Genomic DNA, 17,745 nt, shown 5'->3' on the forward strand with positions numbered 1-17,745 from the left:
TCCTTCCACCCCATCCCTGCTCGAAGAAGAGACGACCGATGACTGATTTCGTCCCCACCCCCTCCCTCCCCGCCCCGGACATCGTCCGCTGCGCCTACATGGAGATCGTGGTCACCGACCTCGCGCAATCGCGCGAGTTCTACGTCGACGTCCTCGGCCTGCACGTCACCGAGGAGGACGGGAACGCGATCTATCTCCGGTCGCTGGAGGAGTTCATCCACCACAACCTCGTGCTCCGCAAGGGACCCGTGGCCGCCGTCGCCGCCCTGGCCTACCGTGTGAGGTCACCGGCGGAGGTCGACGCCGCCGAGGCGTACTACACGGAGCTGGGCTGCCGCACCGAACGCCGACCCGACGGCTTCACCAAGGGCGTCGGGGATTCCGTGCGCGTCGAGGACCCGCTGGGCTTCCCTTACGAGTTCTTCTACGACGTGCAGCACGTCGAACGCCTCACCCAGCGCTACGACCTCTACTCCGCGGGTGAACTGGTGCGCCTGGACCACTTCAACCAGGTCACCCCTGACGTGCCGCGCGGCCGGGCGTACCTCGAGGACCTCGGCTTCCGCGTCTCGGAGGACATCCAAGACTCCGACGGCGTCACCTACGCCGCATGGATGCACCGCAAGCAGACCGTCCACGACACCGCGCTCACCGGCGGCAACGGACCGCGCATGCACCACGTCGCGTTCGCCACCCACGAGAAGCACAACATCATCCAGATCTGCGACAAGATGGGCGCCCTGCGCATCAGCGACCGCATCGAGCGCGGACCCGGACGCCACGGCGTCTCCAACGCCTTCTACCTCTACATCCTCGATCCCGACGGTCACCGCATCGAGATCTACACGCAGGACTACTACACGGGAGACCCGGACAACCCGACCATCACCTGGGACGTGCACGACAACCAGCGCCGCGACTGGTGGGGCAACGCCGTCGTGCCGTCCTGGTACACCGAGGCGTCCCTCGTCCTGGACCTCGACGGGAACCCCCAGACCGTCATCGAGCGGGAGGATAAGAGCGAGCAGGCAGTGACCGTCGGTGCTGACGGCTTCTCCTACACCCGCAAGGACGGCGACGCGTCAGCCGAGAGCTTCAAGCTCGGGACGCAGCTGTAGCCATGCTGGACGACACGACGATCGAATCCATTGCCGATGAGCTGCTGGCGGCCGGCCGGAGCCGGGTTCCTGTCCCACTGCTGACCGCCCGCTACCCGGACATGACGGTGGAGGATTCCTACGCCGTCCAGCGGTTGTGGCGGCAACGCAACGAAGACGCCGGCCGCACGCTCGTGGGACGGAAGATCGGCCTCACGAGCAGGGCGATGCAGGCGGCCACGGGCATCACGGAGCCGGACTACGGCGCGATCTTCGACGACATGGTCCTCGAGACCGGGTGCTCGGTGGCGTGGGATGCGTACACGCACCCTCGTGTGGAGGTGGAGCTCGCGTTCGTGCTGAAAGCCGATCTCACCGGTCCGGGCTGCACGATCTTCGATGTCCTCACCGCCACCGACTACGTCGTGCCGGCCCTGGAGATCCTGGACTCGCGGATCGAGATGGAGGGCCGGACGATCGTGGACACCATCTCCGACAACGCGGCCATGGGTGCCATGGTGGTCGGCGGCAGGCCGGTGCGGCCCGACGCCGTCGACCTCCGCTGGGTGTCCGCCATCCTCTACAAGAACCAGATCGTCGAGGAGACCGGCGTAGCAGCGGGGGTGCTCGGCCATCCCGCCGCGGGCGTGCACTGGCTCGCGAACAAGATCGCCCCCCACGGCGATGGCCTGAAGGCCGGGGACATCATCCTCGCCGGGTCCTTCACCCGACCCCTGTGGGTCTACGAGGGCGATACCGTCCACGCCGACTACGGACCCCTGGGAGCCGTCACATGCCGCTTCGTCTAGGACCCACCTTCGCGGAGGCACTGGCTGCTGCCGGCCGACCGCTCGCCGGCATGTGGGTATGCTCGGGCAGCCCGCTCGTCGCCGAGATCTGCGCCGGATCGGGACTGGACTGGCTGCTCGTCGACGCCGAGCACAGCCCCAACGGGCTCGAATCGATCCTCGCCCAGCTCCAGGCCGTCTCCGGGTACCCGGCGCAGGTCCTCGTCCGGCCACCGGTCAATGACACCGTCCTCATCAAGCAGTACCTCGACCTCGGGATCCAGAACCTGCTCATCCCCATGGTCAACACCGTCGCCGATGCCGAAGCCGCCGTCGCTGCCACCCGCTACCCGCCCGAGGGGGTCCGGGGCGTGGGGTCGGCACTGGCCCGCGCAGCCCGCTGGAACAGGATCCCGGAGTACCTCGCCCGCGCGTCGGGGACGATCAGCGTCACCGTGCAGATCGAATCGGTGGCCGCTGTGGACGCGGTCGAGGACATCCTCGCGGTCGGCGGCGTGGACGCGATCTTCGTCGGGCCCTCCGACCTCGCCGCGTCCATGGGCCTGCTCGGCCAGCAGGAACACCCCGACGTGCGCGCCGCCGTCGAACAGTGCCTGATTGCAGCTCACCACGTGGGAAAGCCGGCCGGCGTCAACGCCTTCAACGCCGCCACCGCCCATCACTACCTCGACCAGGGGGCGTCTTTCATCCTCGTCGGCGCCGACGTCGCCCTCCTCGCCCGCGGGTCCGAATCCCTCGCCGCCGCCTTCGTCCCTCCCGCCGTCGACGGCGCTGACGACGGTACCTCCCCCGCCCGCCACTGACTCTCCTCCCTGGCACCACCGCCGCCGCGTCCCACGCCATGGATCCGCGCGCCGCCCGGGCACCGACGTCGACGGCCGGTAGGGAATACTGGGACCATGCCCTCCACTTTCACGACGGCTGACGCCGTCGACTTCGCCGTCCTCGAACGCAACGGCTTCATCGAGTCCCGCCACGTCGGTGCCGCCGTCGTCCTGGCGGCGGACGGCTCCGTGGTGACCGAACTCGGGGACATCAGCAGCCCGATCTTCCCCCGCTCCACCCTCAAGCCCTTCCAGGCGCTCGCCAGCATGAAGGCCGGTGTGCCGCTGCGCGGCCCGCAGGTGGCCCTCGCCACTGCGAGCCATGTCGCCAGCCGCGAGCACATGGACGTGGTCCGCACCATGCTCGATGCCGCCGGCGTCACCGAGGAGGACCTGCAGTGCCCCGAGGACTGGCCACAGGACGAGGAGGCCCGCAACGAGTTGGTCCGCAGCGGCAAGGGCAAGCAGCGCATCGCCTTCAACTGCTCGGGCAAGCACGCGGCCTTCCTGTGGGCCTGCACCGAGAACGGCTGGGACACCGCGACCTACCTCGAGCCCACGCACCCGCTCCAACGTTCGGTGGCCTCGGTCATCGAGGAGTACACCGAGGAGTCCGTGGCGGCGTGGGGCGTCGACGGCTGCGGCGCCCCCGTCGCCGCCCTGTCGCTGACAGGGCTCGCCCGCGGCATCGGCAAGGTCGCCAAGGCTCCCTCGGACAAGCACGCCGACGCGCGGGCGGCGACGATCGCCACCGCGATGCTCGACTACCCCTGGGCCGTCCACGGCAACGGCATGGAGAACTCGGTGGTCATGGAGGACCTCGGCGTCCTCGCCAAGAGCGGGGCGGAAGGCGTCCTCGTCCTCGCCGCACGCACCGGAGCGTCCCTGGCCCTGAAGGTCCTCGACGGCAACTCCCGGGCCGCCACCCTCGTGGGCCTCACCCTGCTCGCCGCGTCCGGCGCCATCGACGCCGACAGGGTGGGGACCGTCCTCGAGAAGGTGGTCCCCCCGATCCTCGGCGGCGGACGCCCCGTCGGCAGCCTGCGGCTCGCCGCCCCGGTGCTGGCCCTGCTCGACTAGGAACGGACCATGGCACGACGACGCATCGCGGGCGAGGACGGTCGCCGGGCGCTGGCCCGGGTGGCGGACGGTTCGGCCGGCCGGAACGAGATCGCGACGGCCGTGCGCTTCACGCTGGAGGAACTCGCCGAGCTGGCTCCCGGCAACAGCGTCGAGGTCCGTGTCCCGCCCTTCGGCGTCACGCAGTGCGTCGAAGGACCCCGCCATACCCGCGGCACACCGCCGAACGTCGTCGAGACGGACGCCACCACGTGGCTCGCCCTCGTCAGGGGCACCACGGACTGGCCGTCGGCGGTCGCAGCGGGCAAGGTAGCTGCGTCCGGGCAGCGCGCCGACCTCAGCGCCTGGCTCCCCCTCGCCGGGCTCCGCACGTGAGCACGGACCGGAGGGCCGGCGCCGCGGGGCCGGGCGGGCGGCCGAGCGCCGCGACCGCGGCCGGAAGGCCCGCTACCCCAGACGGGCGGCCCGCCACCGGGCGCCGGGCGGACCCCCTGGGCAGCCACCTGAGCACCCTCCCGGTCCGCACTGCCCGGGCCGTCCGGGAGCAGCCCCTCGGTGCCTGGCTGACCGGTCTCGCAGCGGCCGCCCTGTACACCGTCTTCTCCGTCACCCAGTGGAACCGGCTGAGCTCGCCGTCCTGGGACCTGGGGATCTTCACGCAGCTGGCGAAGGCGTACGCCGGGTTCGGTGCGCCGATCGTCCCCATCAAGGGCGAGGACTTCAACCTGCTGGGCGACCACTTCCATCCGCTGCTCGTGCTGCTGGGGCCCGCGTACGCGGTCGCGCCGTCGGGCCTCACTCTCCTGGTGGTGCAGGACCTCCTCTTCGCCCTATCGGTGGCCGTCGTGGCACGGGCCGGCACACGCTCCCTCGGTCCGGTCACCGGCATAGCGCTCGGCATCGCCTACGCCCTGTCCTGGGGGCTGCAGTCGGCCGTCGCTGCGCAGTTCCACGAGATCGCGTTCGCCGTCCCGCTCCTCGCACTGAGCCTCGAGGCCGTCCTGCGGCGCCGCATCCTGCCGGCCGTCGTCTGGGGCGGGCTGCTCGTCTTCGTCAAGGAGGACCTCGGGCTCACCGTCATCGCCCTCGGGCTGGTTCTCGCGTGGCGCCTCCGCACCCCCGCGGGGCTCTGGCTGTCCGCCTGGGGACTCCTGTGGCTGATCCTCTCGGTCCGGTTGATCCTCCCGGCCCTGAACTCCGCCGGGCAGTACGACTATTCCGACCGGATCGACGTGGGTGCGATGCTCGCCGACCCCGTGGGCGCCGTCGTCGACCTCGTCTCCGGGACGGCGAAGCACGAGACGCTCCTGCTGCTCCTGGTCGCCGGCGGTTTCCTGTTCCTCCGCTCCTCGTTGAGCCTGGTGCTGCTCCCGACCCTCCTGTGGCGGTTCGCCTCCAGCCAGGGAGGCTACTGGGGGCCAGAGTGGCACTACAGCGCCGTGCTGATGCCCGTGCTCTTCCTCGCCCTCCTGGACGGCGTGCAGACACTGCGGGCCAGCCGCCGGAGCTGGGTGCGCAGCACCGCCATGGTCGGCATCCCCGCCGCCGTCGTAGCCTGCCTGGTGCTGTTGCCCGGGCAGACGTTCACCGTGCTCGTGGAGCCGGAGACCTACCGGCAGTCGGAGCGCTGGGACGCCGCGCACCGCATGATGGACCTCATCCCGGAGGGATCGACCGTGGAGAGCGGGGTGGTGCTGATGGCCTACCTCGTCCCCGACACCCGCGTGTACTGGCTCGGCAACACCAACCCGGCACCGGACTACCTCATCGTCGACGCGGACGACTGGAGCTGGGGTGCCGTCCGGCCGAGCGACGCCGAGGCCCACGCAGAGCAGCGCTACCCCGGAACCGACTACACGCTCGTCTTCGGCGAGGCGGGCTACCAGCTCGTCGAGCGGCGTCCCTGACGCCCGGTAGCCTTAAACCATGACCTCCGAGCAGCACTCGCCGACCACTCCTCCCGAGCAGCCCGACACCCACGGCGCGGTGCCGGCGGACGGGCAGCGGGCCCCCGGCGACCGTGAGGATCCGGCGACCCCGGGCCCCGGCGATGCCCACTCCGAACCTGCCGCTCCCGCCGCACCCACCGCCGGGGCTCGTACAGAGCCTGCGGCCGCAGAAGCTCCCGCCTACCGCGAGGTGACGGTCCGGAGGGCACCGAAGTTCGTGCCCTTCATGATGCTCGGTGCGATCCTCGGTTTCCTCGCTGCACTGGTGCTCGCCTACACGGGCCCGGCCGATCCCACGCTCACCCGTGAGTCCATCCTCGGTTTCTTCACCGTGGCCTTCGCCATCCCGGGCCTGATCCTCGCGGCGCTGCTCGTGCTGGTCTTCGACCGGCGGAGCGTGAAGCGGGCCGAACGTGCCCGTGCGGAGCGCACCTACGACGACGGCGTGGCTTGACCGGCACCCGGAGGGCCGGGGCGGAACACCGGCACGCACGCCGCACGCCTCACCCCGCGGAGGTATGCCCTGCGCCGGCTTTCCTTCGCGCGGCGGCATTGCGTGCCGTGAGAGAATAGGCGCATGGTGCGCGGCGACGGACAACTCTCCCATGATCTTCTTCCCGGCGAAAAAGGACCCCAGGATGCCTGCGGTGTTTTCGGCGTCTGGGCGCCCGGTGAGGAGGTCGCCAAGCTCACCTACTACGGCCTGTACGCATTGCAGCACCGCGGGCAGGAATCGGCGGGTATCGCCACCAGCGACGGCCACCGGATCAACGTCTACAAGGACATGGGCCTGGTGTCCCAGGTCTTCGACGAGGCGACGCTCAACACCCTGACCGGCCACATCGCCGTCGGGCACTGCCGTTACTCCACCACCGGGTCCTCCCACTGGGCCAATGCCCAGCCCACGCTCGGAGCCACCGCGGCCGGCACCGTCGCCCTCGCGCACAACGGCAACCTCACGAACTCCGCCGAGCTGTACCAGATGGTCCTCGACCGCCACGGCAAGCCCCGTGCGGGAGAACTCGCACAGGGCAACACCACCGACACCGCCCTCGTGACCGCGCTGCTCGCCGGGAACGACGGCCGCTCGCTGGAGCAGACGGCCATGGACCTGCTGCCGAGCATCCGCGGCGCCTTCTGCTTCGTCTTCATGGACGAGGGCACCCTCTACGCCGCGCGCGACGCCTACGGTGTCCGTCCCCTCGTCCTCGGCCGCCTCGAGCGCGGCTGGGTCGTCGCCTCCGAGCAGGCAGCCCTCGCCACGGTCGGTGCGAGCTACATCCGCGAGATCGAGCCCGGCGAGTTCATCGCCATCGACGAGGACGGCGTGCGCAGCAGCCGCTTCGCACAGACGACCGCCGCGGGCTGCGTCTTCGAATACGTGTACCTGGCCCGGCCCGACGCCGCGATCGCCGGGCGCTCGGTGTACGAGTCGCGCGTCGAGATGGGCCGCCAGCTGGCCCGCGAGAACGCGGCCGCGGCGGACATCGTGATCCCTGTCCCGGAGTCCGGGACGCCGGCCGCCGTCGGATTCGCCGAGGAGTCGGGGATCCCCTTCGCCCACGGTTTCGTGAAGAACGCCTACGTGGGCCGCACCTTCATCCAGCCCAGCCAGACCCTGCGCCAGCTCGGCATCCGGCTCAAGCTCAATGCGCTCGAATCGGTCATCCGCGGCAAGCGCATCATCGTGGTCGACGACTCGATCGTCCGCGGAAACACCCAGCGCGCCGTCGTCCGCATGCTGCGCGAGGCGGGGGCGGCCGAGGTCCACGTCAAGATCTCCTCGCCGCCGGTGCGCTGGCCCTGCTTCTACGGCATCGACTTCGCCTCGCGCGCCGAGCTGATCGCCAATGGTGCCGCGATCGACGAGATCAGCAAGTCCATCGGCGCCGACAGCCTCGCGTACATCTCCGAGGACGGCATGATCGACGCGACGCAGCAGCCCCGCGAGCGCCTCTGCACGGCGTGCTTCACCGGGACGTACCCCATCGAACTGCCCGACGACGACCGTCTCGGCAAGAACCTGCTCGAGCGCACCAATCCTGCCGAGAAGTCCGGGGCCACGGGATGCGATCCGGGGCCGGACGCCGAATTCGAAGCCGTACTGACCGACGAAGACAAGAAAGAGCGGGTATGAGCGCGTCCAACCCCATCACGTATGCCAGCGCAGGAGTGGACGTCGAAGCGGGTGACCGCGCCGTCGAGCTCATGAAGGACGCCGTGCGCGCGACGCACGGCCAGCAGGTCCTCGGCGGGGTGGGCGGTTTCGCCGGGCTCTACGACGTGTCCCGCCTCCTCACCTACACGCGGCCGCTCCTCGCGACGTCGACCGACGGCGTGGGCACCAAGGTCGCCATCGCGCAGGCGATGGACATCCACGACACCATCGGGTTCGACCTGGTGGGCATGGTCGTCGACGACATCGTGGTGGTCGGCGCGGAGCCGCTCTTCATGACCGACTACATCGCGTGCGGGAAGGTGGTCCCCGAGCGCATCGCGGACATCGTCCGCGGCATCGCGGCCGGCTGCTCGGCCGCCGGCACCGCACTGGTCGGCGGTGAGACCGCGGAACACCCGGGTCTGCTGGGTGAGCACGAGTACGACGTGGCGGGCGCCGCCACCGGCGTCGTCGAAGCCGACCGGGTCCTCGGTCCCGAGCGCGTCCGCGAGGGCGACGTCGTGATCGGGATGGCGTCCTCGGGCCTCCATTCCAACGGCTACTCGCTGGTGCGCCGGGTCATCAACCAGGCCGGCTGGGCCCTCGACCGCCAGGTCTCCGAACTCGGGCGGACCCTCGGCGAGGAGCTCCTCGAGCCGACGCGCATCTACGCCTCCGACTGCCTCGCGCTGGCCCGCACGGACGCAGCGCAGGTGCACGGCTTCAGCCACGTCACCGGCGGCGGGCTCGCGGCGAACCTCGCCCGGGTGCTCCCCCGCGGGCTCGAAGCGACCGTCGACCGCTCCACGTGGGAGCTTCCGCCGATCTTCACGCTCGTCTCGCAGCTCGGTTCCGTGCCCCTGCCGGACCTCGAGCGCACCCTCAACCTCGGCGTCGGCATGATCGCGATCGTCGGAGCCGGCGGCGCGGATGCCGCCCTCGCCCAGCTGAATGCGGCCGGCGTGCCGTCCTGGGTGATGGGCAGCGTGCGGGCCGCGGGCAACGGCAGCACCGACGGGCCCGACTACGTGCAGGGCGCCAAGGGCGTCGACGGCGGATCCGTGCGGCTGCTCGGCGCCTACGCCTGACCGGGCGGTCCGCACGGGCAGGACGGGAACAGCAGAACGAGAACAGCACGACGAAGCCCCTGCCCTCGCAAGAGGACAGGGGCTTCGGCGTACTCAGTGCGGTTCAGTGCCCTGCGTCAGGACTTCCCCGCCTGCTTGCGCGTCACGACGATGTCGAACGAGCTGGTCCGGGAGTTCCCGGCGTCGTCCGTCGCGGTGCACGTGACCGTCGTGATGCCGACCGGGAAGCGGCTCCCCGACAGGGGTACGCAGGCCAGTGGCACCACGCCGTCGAGCGTGTCGATGGCCGACGGCAGGACATAGGCCACCTTGGCGCCGCTGGCCCCGTTGGCGACCGCCGTGATGTCCGAGGTGTCCGCGATCCGCGGCGGCAGCACATCGGCCGGCCGTGCGGGCAGCTTGGCCGGGTCGACGATGCCCCAGTAGGCCGGAGTGACCTGCAACTCGTCGTCGAAGGGCAGCGGCTGCTCCCAGGGTCGGGCCATCGGCCAGGTCCGCAGCCAGGTGCGGGCGTTGCTGATGCCCCAGAAGGTCACCGAGTCGACGGATTCGTTGTGCTCGCGCAGCATGGCGAAGAGGTCGCGGTAGTAGTAGCCGACCTCCGCCGCTGCGTCCGCGTCGTCCTCGAACGCCGGGCTGTAGGGATCCACCGGAGCGCCGCTGACATCGGCTCCCTGGTTCTCCGTGGAGGCGTTGACGTCCAGTTCGGTGATGGCCTGCAGGAGCTTCGGGTCCAGGGCCTCGACGGCCTTGATGGAGTCCTCGAGCCACTGCACGGGGCGGGCGACGTCGACATGGGCCTGGTGCCCCACACCGTCGATCGGCACGCCGCGGGCCTCGAGTGCGCGAATCAGCTCGAGGTAGTCGGCCCGCTTCTCCGGCATCTCGGTGTTGTACTCGTTGATGAACAGGGCCGCGTCGGGGAAGTAGCGGTCGGCCAGGCGGAAGGCCTGGTCCACGAAGCCCTCGCCGAGGATCTGGAACCAGCGGCTGTCCCGCATGTCGTGCGGGTTGGCGTTGTCGCCGTCCGCGATGACCTCGTTGACCACGTCCCAGGCCCAGATGGGGCTGTTCCCGTCGGGGTAGCGGGCGTTGATGTGGTCCGCGATGCCCTTGATGTGCGCTTCCATGCGCGCCTTGAGGAGCGCCTGGTCGGCCGGGCTGTTCGTGAGGTCGCGGGTCCCGTCCTTGAAGAACCATGCCGGGGTCTGCGAGTGCCAGGCGAGCACGTGTCCGTAGACCTTCACGTCGTTGGCGTCCGCGAAGTCCAGCAGCTGGTCCAGCTGGGTGAAGGTGAACTGTCCCTCGACCGGCTGCACGCTCTCCGGCTTGCCCGCGTTCTCGGGCGTGAAGGCGTTGAAGTGCTTGCGCACGAGGTCGGCGGCCGTTCCCACGGTCTCCCGCGCATCGATGGCCACACCGACGTGCTCGATCCCGTCAGCGCCGAGCACGTCCTTCAGACCGGGGACATCCGTCTGGATGGACGTCTCCGCGAACGGTGCGAGGCTGAAGTCGTCCAGCAGGAAGTCCACTCCGACCGCACCCTCGACGTACACCTGCGCCTTGTCCGCAGCCGCACCGAGCGTGTAGGTGCCCTTGAGCTGGGTCCAGCCATCGGCCGTGACCGAGGCTCCGGCACCGGCGACGCTGTCGTACGCGCTTCCGCCGCCGTTGTCACGCTGTACGGACACCTTGAGCGATGCCGGCGCCTGGCCCGGTGCGAGCTTCGCCCACACGGACACCTCGACCGCTGTCCCGACCGGCAGGCCGGCCGTGACGTCGAGTGCTGCTCCGTGCCAGGGCTGCGTGCGGTTCGTGACGAGCAGGCTGCCGGAACCGGTGCGGGCATCGCTGCTCGCCGTGACGGAGACGCCGGTGCCCCGGGCCGTCCAGCCGTCGGTGCCGGACTCGAACCCGGAGGTGATGCCGACGGATCCTGCAACCGCGGCTCCGCCGCGCGGCAGGGTGAACGTCCACCCCTCGGCGAGCTTCTCGGTGACCACCGTCGTGACGGCCCGAACGGTGTTCGAGCGGTCTCCGCCGCCGTCGTGGGCGAGGACCACGGCGCCGGGCGTGAAGGCCTTGCGGAGATTCGCGGTCAGGGTCGCCTCGCTGAGGTCGTTGCCGTCCCAGTCGAAGATGATGTTGCCGAGGCCGAGCGGCTGCATGCCGAGCGCTGCGGCGACCTCACCGGTGGCGCCCCAGCTGCCGTTGGGTGCCCGGAAGTAGGGAACCTGCTGGGTCGGGTTGCCGAGGGCCGCCCGGATGATCCGGAGGTTCTCCTTGAGGTCGGTCTCGACCTGCGCCTGGGTCCACGAACCCATGTCCGCGTAGGACGTGCCGTGGTTGCACAGCGTGTGCCCCTCGGCGACGATGCGCCGCAGCAGCTCGGCGCCGCCGGAGGCCTGGACGTTCTGTCCGATGATGCAGAAGGTCGCCGTGATGCCCTTGTCCCGCAGGAGGTCGAGCACGGCGGCCGTTTCGCCCGGGTTCGGCCCGTCGTCGAACGTCAGGGCGACGGCGTTGCCCGTCGCGCGTGCCGAGGCGAGGGGCGTGGTGGTGGGGTTCACCGCACCGCCCGGGACGAAGGAGGGGTCGGGTGTGGGCTGCCAGGCTCCGCCGTCGGCGGGTGCGGCCGTTCCGGTGATCACGACGTCGTCCACGAGGTAGTCGTAGGGTGCACCCAGGTCTCCCGTTCCGAGGTAGGCCCGCAGCGTTGCCGGGTCGGCTCCGGCGGGCGCGTTGAAGGTGCCGGTCACCGTCGTCCAGGCATCCGCCGACACCGTGGTGTTGCCCACCCAGCTGTAGGCGGGTTCGACGACGAAGCGCGCCGACGTCGTCGTGCCGGCTGCCGCCGAGAGTTTCACCTGCGCCGAGAAGGTGTAGGTTCCTCCCGCCTGCAGGAGGTTGGCCGGCGTCTTGATGCCGTCGTAGTCGTTGGTCCTGCCCTTCACCAGCAGGGCCTTGTCGCCGTCGGCGTCGACGACCGACAGAGCGGGCCCGCCGTTCTGCGCGAGCGGGCTGAAGCTGCCGTCCTCGAAATCCTCGTTCAGCAGTACTGTCGGTTCGTCGGCCTGGGCCGCCGGCAGCGCGAGGGCGCCGGCTCCCGTCATCAGGCCGAACGCCGTAGCGCCTGCGACCAGACGTCGTTGTCTCATGGTTCTCCTTGATGGTGTGGCCCGTCCGCGTACGGACGGGCCACAGACTGCTGGGGGTTGTCGTGCTGGTTGTCGTGCTGGTTGTCGTGCTGGTTGTCGTGCTGGTTGTCGTGCTGGTTGTCGTGCTGGTTGTCGTGCTGGTGGTGCCTAGCGGTTACCGCGCCCGGGGGACGCCTGCTCGAGGCTCTCCTGGAGTGCGTAGTAGGCGGGCTTGCGGGTGAAGTCGTTCCACATCACGGTCGCCTCGCCCTCACCGGAGAAGAACACCGGGACCCAGGAGTACTTGTCGGTGAAGCCCCAGATCGTGAAGGAGTTGCACTCCTCCACGGAGATGCAGGCGTCGAGTGCCCGCTGGTAGTAGCTCGCCTGCTTCTCGAGCTGTGCGGCAGTGGGCTTAGTCCCCGCTGCCACGTCCATCCGCACGTCGATCTCGGTGATCGCCGTCTCCAGCCCGAGGTCGTCGAAGCGCTGCAGGTTGGTCTGGAGGTCGCCGGGGAAGCCGTAGCGCGTGCTCAGGTGACCCTGGATGGCGAAGCCGTCCACGGGTACGCCCTGGGCCTTCAACTGCGGGATGAGCTTGATGTAGGCGTTGCTCTTCGCGTTGACGCCCTCCACGCCGTAGTCGTTGAAGAAGAGCTTCGCCTTGGGGTCGGCCTCGTGGGCCCAGCGGAACGCGTCGGCGATGATCTCCGGACCCAGTTCACGGATCCAGATGTTGTCCGTGGTGCGCAGGGTCCCGTCGCCGTTGAAGATCTCGTTGGCGACGTCCCACTGCTGGATCTTGCCTGCGTAACGGCCCACGACGGTCTGGATGTGGTCCTTCAGGATGGCGCGCAGCTCGTCCTTCGAGAAGTTGCCCTGTTCCAGCCAGGCAGGGTTCTGGCTGTGCCAGAACAGGGTGTGTCCGCGGACCACCTGGTGGTTCTCCTGCGCGAACTGGACGATGGCGTCCATCTCGGCGAAGCGGTAGGTGTCGCGTGTGGGGTGCACGAACTCCCACTTCAGCTGGTTCTCCGGTGACACGGAGCTGAACTCGGCGGCGAGGTGCTCCCGGTACGCGGCGTCGTAGGTGAAGGGGGCGGGGTAGGGCTGGGTCTCGTGGTGGCCGCCGCCCGCGACGGCGGTGCCGATCTTCAGGTCCTGCGGGGCCGCCCAGCGGAGGGTGTCCTGCTTCTCGATTCCGGGCTTCTGGGGTGCTTCCTGTGCTGCGAGTGCGGGGGTTGCGGTGGGAAGAATCAGCGCCGACGCGAGGACTGCGGCGGCAAGGGACTGACGGGCCTTCATGAGCTCTCCTTTGAGGTACTTCAGGTGCGGCTGTCCGAAACTTTCGTCGGAACTTTTCCGGAACTTTCCGGAAATGCCGTTGCTGTAGGTTAGGAACACTGCGCACCACAGGTCAAGAGTGCGAAGGAAAATGGTTCCGGACGGCATCTGTCGCCCGAGGCGGCCCGAGGAGGCTGACGTGCAGGACAACGCCCACCCCGCCGTGACGATCTCGGCGATCGCCTCGGCGGCCGGAGTCTCCATCCCCACGGTGTCGCGCGTCCTCAACGGCCGCTCCGACGTCGCTCCCGCAACCCGCGAGCGCGTCGAGGTCCTGCTGCGCGAGTACGGCTATCGCCGCCGCGGGACAGCACAGGTGGCGCCCTCCGGCCTGGTGGACCTGGTCTTCAACGATCTGGACAGCCCGTGGGCCGTCGAGATCATCCGGGGCGTCGAGGAGTCCCTGAACTCCGAGGGCCTGTCCGTCGTGGTGTCCGCCATCCACCGCCGGGGAGGCGCCGACTCCACCCGCAAGTGGCTCGACACCCTCGGTGCCAGGACCAGCGACGGCGCCATCCTCGTCACGACGGACCTCGACTCGTTCCTGCACGCGGAACTGCAGCGCCTCAACCTGCCCGTGGTCGTCGTCGATCCTGCCGGCGTACCGGACCTGGAGGTGCCGACCATCGGGGCGACGAACTGGACCGGCGCGGTCACCGCGACAGAGCACCTCATCCAGCAGAACCATCGCCGCATCGGGTTCGTCGCGGGCCGGCCCGGCCTGTGGTGCAGCCGTGCACGCCTCGACGGGTACCGGGCAGGGCTCGACGCTGCCGGCATCGAGTTCGACCCCTCCCTCGTTCTCGGCGGGGATTTCGACTACGCCTCCGGGTTCGCCGCGGGACGGGACCTCCTCTCGCGGGCCGACCGTCCCACCGCGATCTTCGCCGCGAGTGACCAGATGGCCCTCGGCGTCTACGAGGCCGCGCGCCAGCAGGGCCTGCGCGTCCCCGACGACGTCAGCGTGATCGGGTTCGACGACCTCCCCGAGGCAGGGTGGGCATCACCGCCGCTCACCACGGTCCGGCAGCCGCTCTCGGAGATGGGCACACTGGCGGCCCGAACCCTCGTACGCCTGATCCGCGGCGAGCCGGTGGAGAGTCCCCGCATCGAACTGTCCACCCGCCTGGTGACCCGCGCGAGCGTGCGCGCGCTCAGCAGCTGAGGGCCGGCCGCGCCACCAGAAGATTCGGGCTTGACTCTGGGCGTAAACCTAATATGTTTGTAACGGCAACATATTGGTCACACACACTTCCTGGAGCACTCAATGGCGATCGAGCCCACCCGCGATGACAAATTTTCCTTCGGACTCTGGACTGTGGGCTGGGAGGCCCAGGACCAGTTCGGCTCAGCGACCCGAGCACCGCTCGACGTCGTCGAGGCCGTCAACCGCCTGAGCGACCTCGGCGCGTACGGCATCACCTTCCACGACAACGACCTGTTCCCCTTCGGCTGCTCCCCGGCCGACCGGCAGCGTGAGATCGACCGCCTGACCGGCGTCCTGAAGTCCACCGGCCTGATCGTGCCGATGGTCACCACCAACCTCTTCAGCCACCCGGTCTTCAAGGACGGCGGCTTCACGAGCAACGATCGCGGCGTGCGGCGCTTCGCCCTGCGCAAGGTCCTGGACAACATCGACCTCGCCGCGGAACTCGGCGCCAAGACGTTCGTCATGTGGGGCGGCCGTGAAGGCAGCGAGTACGACTCGGCCAAGGACATCCGCGGCGCCCTGGAACGTTACCGCGAAGCGGTCAACCTGCTCGGTGACTACGTGACGGACAAGGGGTACGACATCCGTTTCGCCATCGAGCCGAAGCCGAACGAACCCCGCGGCGACATCCTCCTGCCCACCCTCGGCCACGCGATGGCGTTCATCGAGACCCTCGAGCGCCCCGAACTCGTCGGCATCAACCCGGAGACCGGCCACGAGCAGATGGCGGGGCTGAACTTCACCCACGGCATCGCCCAGGCGCTGTACCAGGGCAAGCTGTTCCACATCGACCTCAACGGCCAGCGGAGCATCAAGTTCGATCAGGACCTCGTCTTCGGCCACGGCGACCTCCAGAACGCCTTCTCGCTGGTGGACCTCCTCGAATTCGGCGGACCTGCCGGCGGCCCTTCGTACGACGGCCCCCGGCACTTCGACTACAAGCCGAGCCGCACCGAGGACATGGACGGCGTCTGGGACTCCGCTGCGGCGAACATGCAGACCTACCTCCTGCTCAAGGAGCGCGCTGCAGCGTTCCGCGCGGATCCCGAGGTCCAGGCTGCCCTGGCCGCCTCACGTGTCTCGGAGATCAACGAGCCCACCCTCAACCCCGGGGAGGGCTACGACGCGCTGCGCGCCGACCGCACCTCCTACGAGGACTTCGACACCGAGTCCTACTTCAACGGCAAGGGTTTCGGCTTCGTGAAGCTCCAGCAGCTCTTCATCGAGCACCTGCTCGGCGCCCGCTGATCCATGGCCCTCGTTGCTGGCGTCGACTCGTCCACACAGAGCTGCAAGGTCGTCGTCGTCGACACGGCGACCGGCGCGGAGGTCCGTAGCGGCCGTGCCCTCCACCCGGAGGGCACGGAGGTCGACCCCGGCGCATGGTGGGAGGCCCTGCGGTCCGCACTGGAGGCCGCAGGAGGACTGGCGGACGACGTCGGTGCCCTCGCAGTCGCGGGCCAGCAGCACGGAATGGTGCTGCTGGGCCGCGACGGCAGGGTACTGCGCGACGCACTGCTGTGGAACGACACGCGATCGGCCGGCGCGGCACGGGACCTGATCGGCGAGTTCGGTGCCGATGAGCTCGTGGCCCGCACCGGGCTGGTCCCCGTGGCGTCGTTCACCGGCGCCAAGGTGCGGTGGGTTCGCGACGCCGAACCCGCCGTGGTCCCGGAGATCGCTGCCGTCGCACTCCCCCACGACTGGCTGACCTGGCGCCTGCGCGGTTTCGGGCCGGCGGGGGAATCTCCCCTCGGCCCCGTGCTGAAGGAACTGGTGACGGACCGCTCCGACGCCAGCGGCACCGGCTACTGGAGCCCGGCGACGGGTGGATACGATCTCGCCCTGTTCGAGGACATCCTCGGCCGCCCCGCGCGCGAAGCGCAGGGTGCCGGGGACACGGCCTCGGGCGACGGGACCGAGGTCATCCTCCCCCGGGTCCTCCCGGCCGAGACGGTCGCGGGCACCGTGCACTCCTCGTTCCTCACATCGGAAACCCACCGGATCGTCCTCGGGGCGGGTGCGGGCGACAACGCCGGCGCCGCCCTCGGGCTCGGTGCGGAGGAGGGTGACGTCGTCGTGTCCCTCGGAACGAGTGGGACGGTCTTCGCCGTCGCTCCGAAACCGGTCGCCGACTCCTCGGGAGCGGTGGCCGGATTCGCCGACGCCAGCGGACTGTTCCTTCCCCTCGTGGCGACCCTCAACGCGGCACGCGTGCTGTCGTCGGTGGCGGGGATCCTCGGCGTGGACCACGACGGCTTCGCCGGGCTGGCCCGCGAGGCCGCGCCCGGAGCCGACGGCGTGGTCCTGGTGCCCTACTTCGAAGGTGAGCGCACCCCGAACCTGCCGACGGCCAAGGCCAGTTTCCACAACCTCAGCATCGCCTCGAGCACCCGCGCGAACCTGGCGCGGGCCGCCATCGAAGGGATGCTGTGCGGGCTGGCGGACGCGCTGGACGCCGTGCGGGCAACGGGCGTCGAGCCGCGGCATCTCCTGCTGATCGGCGGAGCAGCCCAGAACGGCGCCGTCCAGGAGGTCGCCGCGCAGGTGTTCGACCTCCCGGTCCGCATCCCGGCGCCCGGGGAATACGTGGCACGGGGGGCCGCGGTACAGGCCGCGTGGGCCCTGACGGGATCACGGCCACAGTGGTCGGTGGACACCCTGAAGAACCAGACGCCGGATCACCGTCCGGTCATTCGCGAGCAGTACCGGGCAGCAGTCGGGTCCGTGACGTTCTAGGCCAGTACGGCGATCCACCCCGTACGACGACGAGGCACCGACCCACCCGGGTCGGTGCCTCGTCGTCGTTCTGGTGGCGTCCCGGTCTCGTCCGGGTGTCGCCCTGGCGGAGCAGTGGAGCTAGATGCCGGCCTGGTGGTTGATGCCCACCTGGTCGACCTTGCGGTGGAAGCGCATCCCGGCCCTGCCGCCGAGGATGGCGCCGGTAAGCGGGACGAGGATCGCGATGGCCAGGTCGATCAGCCCGCCGACCGTCAGGGCACTGCCGTCGACGGGGATGCTCGGCGCACCGTTCAGGCTTGACAGCACG

15 protein-coding genes are annotated in these 17,745 nt (G+C 69.8%); 12 read left to right on the top strand and 3 right to left on the bottom strand.

The genetic code is table 11. The features are described 5' to 3' along the window. Window positions 1-38 precede the first annotated feature (38 nt). The 9 genes from hpaD (at window position 39) to purM (ending at window position 9,005) form a co-directional block, all read left to right on the top strand. A complete protein-coding gene (gene hpaD, locus ACX80I_RS13525) occupies window positions 39-1,118 on the top strand; it encodes a 3,4-dihydroxyphenylacetate 2,3-dioxygenase (RefSeq protein ID WP_459345634.1) in 1,080 nt (359 codons plus the stop codon). 2 nt (window positions 1,119-1,120) lie between these two features. After that, the gene (gene hpaH, locus ACX80I_RS13530) at window positions 1,121-1,906 is read left to right on the top strand and encodes a 2-oxo-hept-4-ene-1,7-dioate hydratase (protein ID WP_459345635.1); all 786 of its coding nucleotides are present in this window, start codon (window positions 1,121-1,123) and stop codon (window positions 1,904-1,906) included. Next, window positions 1,891-2,709 carry an HpcH/HpaI aldolase family protein gene (locus tag ACX80I_RS13535; RefSeq protein ID WP_459345636.1) on the top strand — a complete coding sequence of 273 codons (819 nt, stop codon included), beginning with the start codon at window positions 1,891-1,893 and terminating at the stop codon, window positions 2,707-2,709. The genes hpaH and ACX80I_RS13535 overlap by 16 nt, the downstream gene beginning before the upstream one ends. Window positions 2,710-2,805: 96 nt before the next feature. Further along, entirely contained in the window at window positions 2,806-3,810 is a 1,005-nt protein-coding gene (locus tag ACX80I_RS13540) for an asparaginase (RefSeq protein WP_459345637.1), read from the top strand. A 9-nt stretch (window positions 3,811-3,819) separates the two neighbouring features. Continuing rightward, on the top strand, window positions 3,820-4,185 hold the full coding sequence (locus ACX80I_RS13545; protein WP_459345638.1) for a sterol carrier family protein: 366 nt from the start codon (window positions 3,820-3,822) through the stop codon (window positions 4,183-4,185). Continuing rightward, a complete protein-coding gene (locus tag ACX80I_RS13550; RefSeq protein WP_459345639.1) occupies window positions 4,182-5,717 on the top strand; it encodes a DUF2079 domain-containing protein in 1,536 nt (511 codons plus the stop codon). The genes ACX80I_RS13545 and ACX80I_RS13550 overlap by 4 nt, the downstream gene beginning before the upstream one ends. Before the next feature lie 19 nt (window positions 5,718-5,736). Continuing rightward, a complete protein-coding gene (locus ACX80I_RS13555) occupies window positions 5,737-6,213 on the top strand; it encodes a hypothetical protein (RefSeq protein WP_459345640.1) in 477 nt (158 codons plus the stop codon). Between the two features lie 123 nt (window positions 6,214-6,336). Next, entirely contained in the window at window positions 6,337-7,896 is a 1,560-nt protein-coding gene (gene purF, locus ACX80I_RS13560; protein WP_459345641.1) for an amidophosphoribosyltransferase, read from the top strand. Further along, on the top strand, window positions 7,893-9,005 hold the full coding sequence (gene purM, locus ACX80I_RS13565) for a phosphoribosylformylglycinamidine cyclo-ligase (RefSeq protein ID WP_459345642.1): 1,113 nt from the start codon (window positions 7,893-7,895) through the stop codon (window positions 9,003-9,005). The genes purF and purM overlap by 4 nt, the downstream gene beginning before the upstream one ends. 116 nt (window positions 9,006-9,121) lie before the next feature. On the opposite strand, the gene ACX80I_RS13570 is transcribed toward purM, so the two are convergent. Continuing rightward, window positions 9,122-12,163 (bottom strand): endo-1,4-beta-xylanase, encoded by a 3,042-nt coding sequence (locus ACX80I_RS13570; protein ID WP_459345643.1) that lies wholly within the window; start codon window positions 12,161-12,163, stop codon window positions 9,122-9,124. 147 nt (window positions 12,164-12,310) lie between these two features. Continuing rightward, a complete protein-coding gene (locus ACX80I_RS13575; protein WP_459345644.1) occupies window positions 12,311-13,447 on the bottom strand; it encodes an endo-1,4-beta-xylanase in 1,137 nt (378 codons plus the stop codon). Window positions 13,448-13,625: 178 nt separating this feature from the next. Here ACX80I_RS13575 and ACX80I_RS13580 point away from each other — a divergent pair, with 178 nt between their 5' ends. The 3 genes from ACX80I_RS13580 to ACX80I_RS13590 all read left to right on the top strand — a co-directional run bounded on the left by ACX80I_RS13580 (window position 13,626) and on the right by ACX80I_RS13590 (window position 17,435). Beyond that, window positions 13,626-14,651, top strand: a complete 1,026-nt coding sequence (locus tag ACX80I_RS13580) for a LacI family DNA-binding transcriptional regulator (RefSeq protein WP_459345645.1) — start codon at window positions 13,626-13,628, stop codon at window positions 14,649-14,651. Window positions 14,652-14,753: 102 nt separating this feature from the next. Continuing rightward, window positions 14,754-15,944, top strand: coding sequence for a xylose isomerase (gene xylA, locus ACX80I_RS13585; RefSeq protein ID WP_459345646.1), 1,191 nt, complete (start codon window positions 14,754-14,756; stop codon window positions 15,942-15,944). Window positions 15,945-15,947: 3 nt separating this feature from the next. Then, window positions 15,948-17,435, top strand: a complete 1,488-nt coding sequence (locus ACX80I_RS13590; protein ID WP_459345647.1) for a xylulokinase — start codon at window positions 15,948-15,950, stop codon at window positions 17,433-17,435. Between the two features lie 120 nt (window positions 17,436-17,555). On the opposite strand, the gene ACX80I_RS13595 is transcribed toward ACX80I_RS13590, so the two are convergent. After that, window positions 17,556-17,744 (bottom strand): hypothetical protein, encoded by a 189-nt coding sequence (locus tag ACX80I_RS13595; RefSeq protein ID WP_459345648.1) that lies wholly within the window; start codon window positions 17,742-17,744, stop codon window positions 17,556-17,558. Window position 17,745 lies beyond the last annotated feature (1 nt).

The organism is Arthrobacter rhamnosi, assembly GCF_054510855.1.

Bases quoted from the DNA above. Each gene is read 5' to 3' on its own strand.
- hpaD (WP_459345634.1), top strand. From the start codon at position 39: ATGACTGATTTCGTCCCCACCCCCTCCCTCCCCGCCCCGGACATCGTC.
- hpaH (WP_459345635.1), top strand. From the start codon at position 1,121: ATGCTGGACGACACGACGATCGAATCCATTGCCGATGAGCTGCTGGCG.
- ACX80I_RS13535 (WP_459345636.1), top strand. From the start codon at position 1,891: ATGCCGCTTCGTCTAGGACCCACCTTCGCGGAGGCACTGGCTGCTGCC.
- ACX80I_RS13540 (WP_459345637.1), top strand. From the start codon at position 2,806: ATGCCCTCCACTTTCACGACGGCTGACGCCGTCGACTTCGCCGTCCTC.
- ACX80I_RS13545 (WP_459345638.1), top strand. From the start codon at position 3,820: ATGGCACGACGACGCATCGCGGGCGAGGACGGTCGCCGGGCGCTGGCC.
- ACX80I_RS13555 (WP_459345640.1), top strand. From the start codon at position 5,737: ATGACCTCCGAGCAGCACTCGCCGACCACTCCTCCCGAGCAGCCCGAC.
- purF (WP_459345641.1), top strand. From the start codon at position 6,337: ATGGTGCGCGGCGACGGACAACTCTCCCATGATCTTCTTCCCGGCGAA.
- purM (WP_459345642.1), top strand. From the start codon at position 7,893: ATGAGCGCGTCCAACCCCATCACGTATGCCAGCGCAGGAGTGGACGTC.
- ACX80I_RS13570 (WP_459345643.1), bottom strand. From the start codon at position 12,163: ATGAGACAACGACGTCTGGTCGCAGGCGCTACGGCGTTCGGCCTGATG.
- ACX80I_RS13575 (WP_459345644.1), bottom strand. From the start codon at position 13,447: ATGAAGGCCCGTCAGTCCCTTGCCGCCGCAGTCCTCGCGTCGGCGCTG.
- xylA (WP_459345646.1), top strand. From the start codon at position 14,754: ATGGCGATCGAGCCCACCCGCGATGACAAATTTTCCTTCGGACTCTGG.
- ACX80I_RS13590 (WP_459345647.1), top strand. From the start codon at position 15,948: ATGGCCCTCGTTGCTGGCGTCGACTCGTCCACACAGAGCTGCAAGGTC.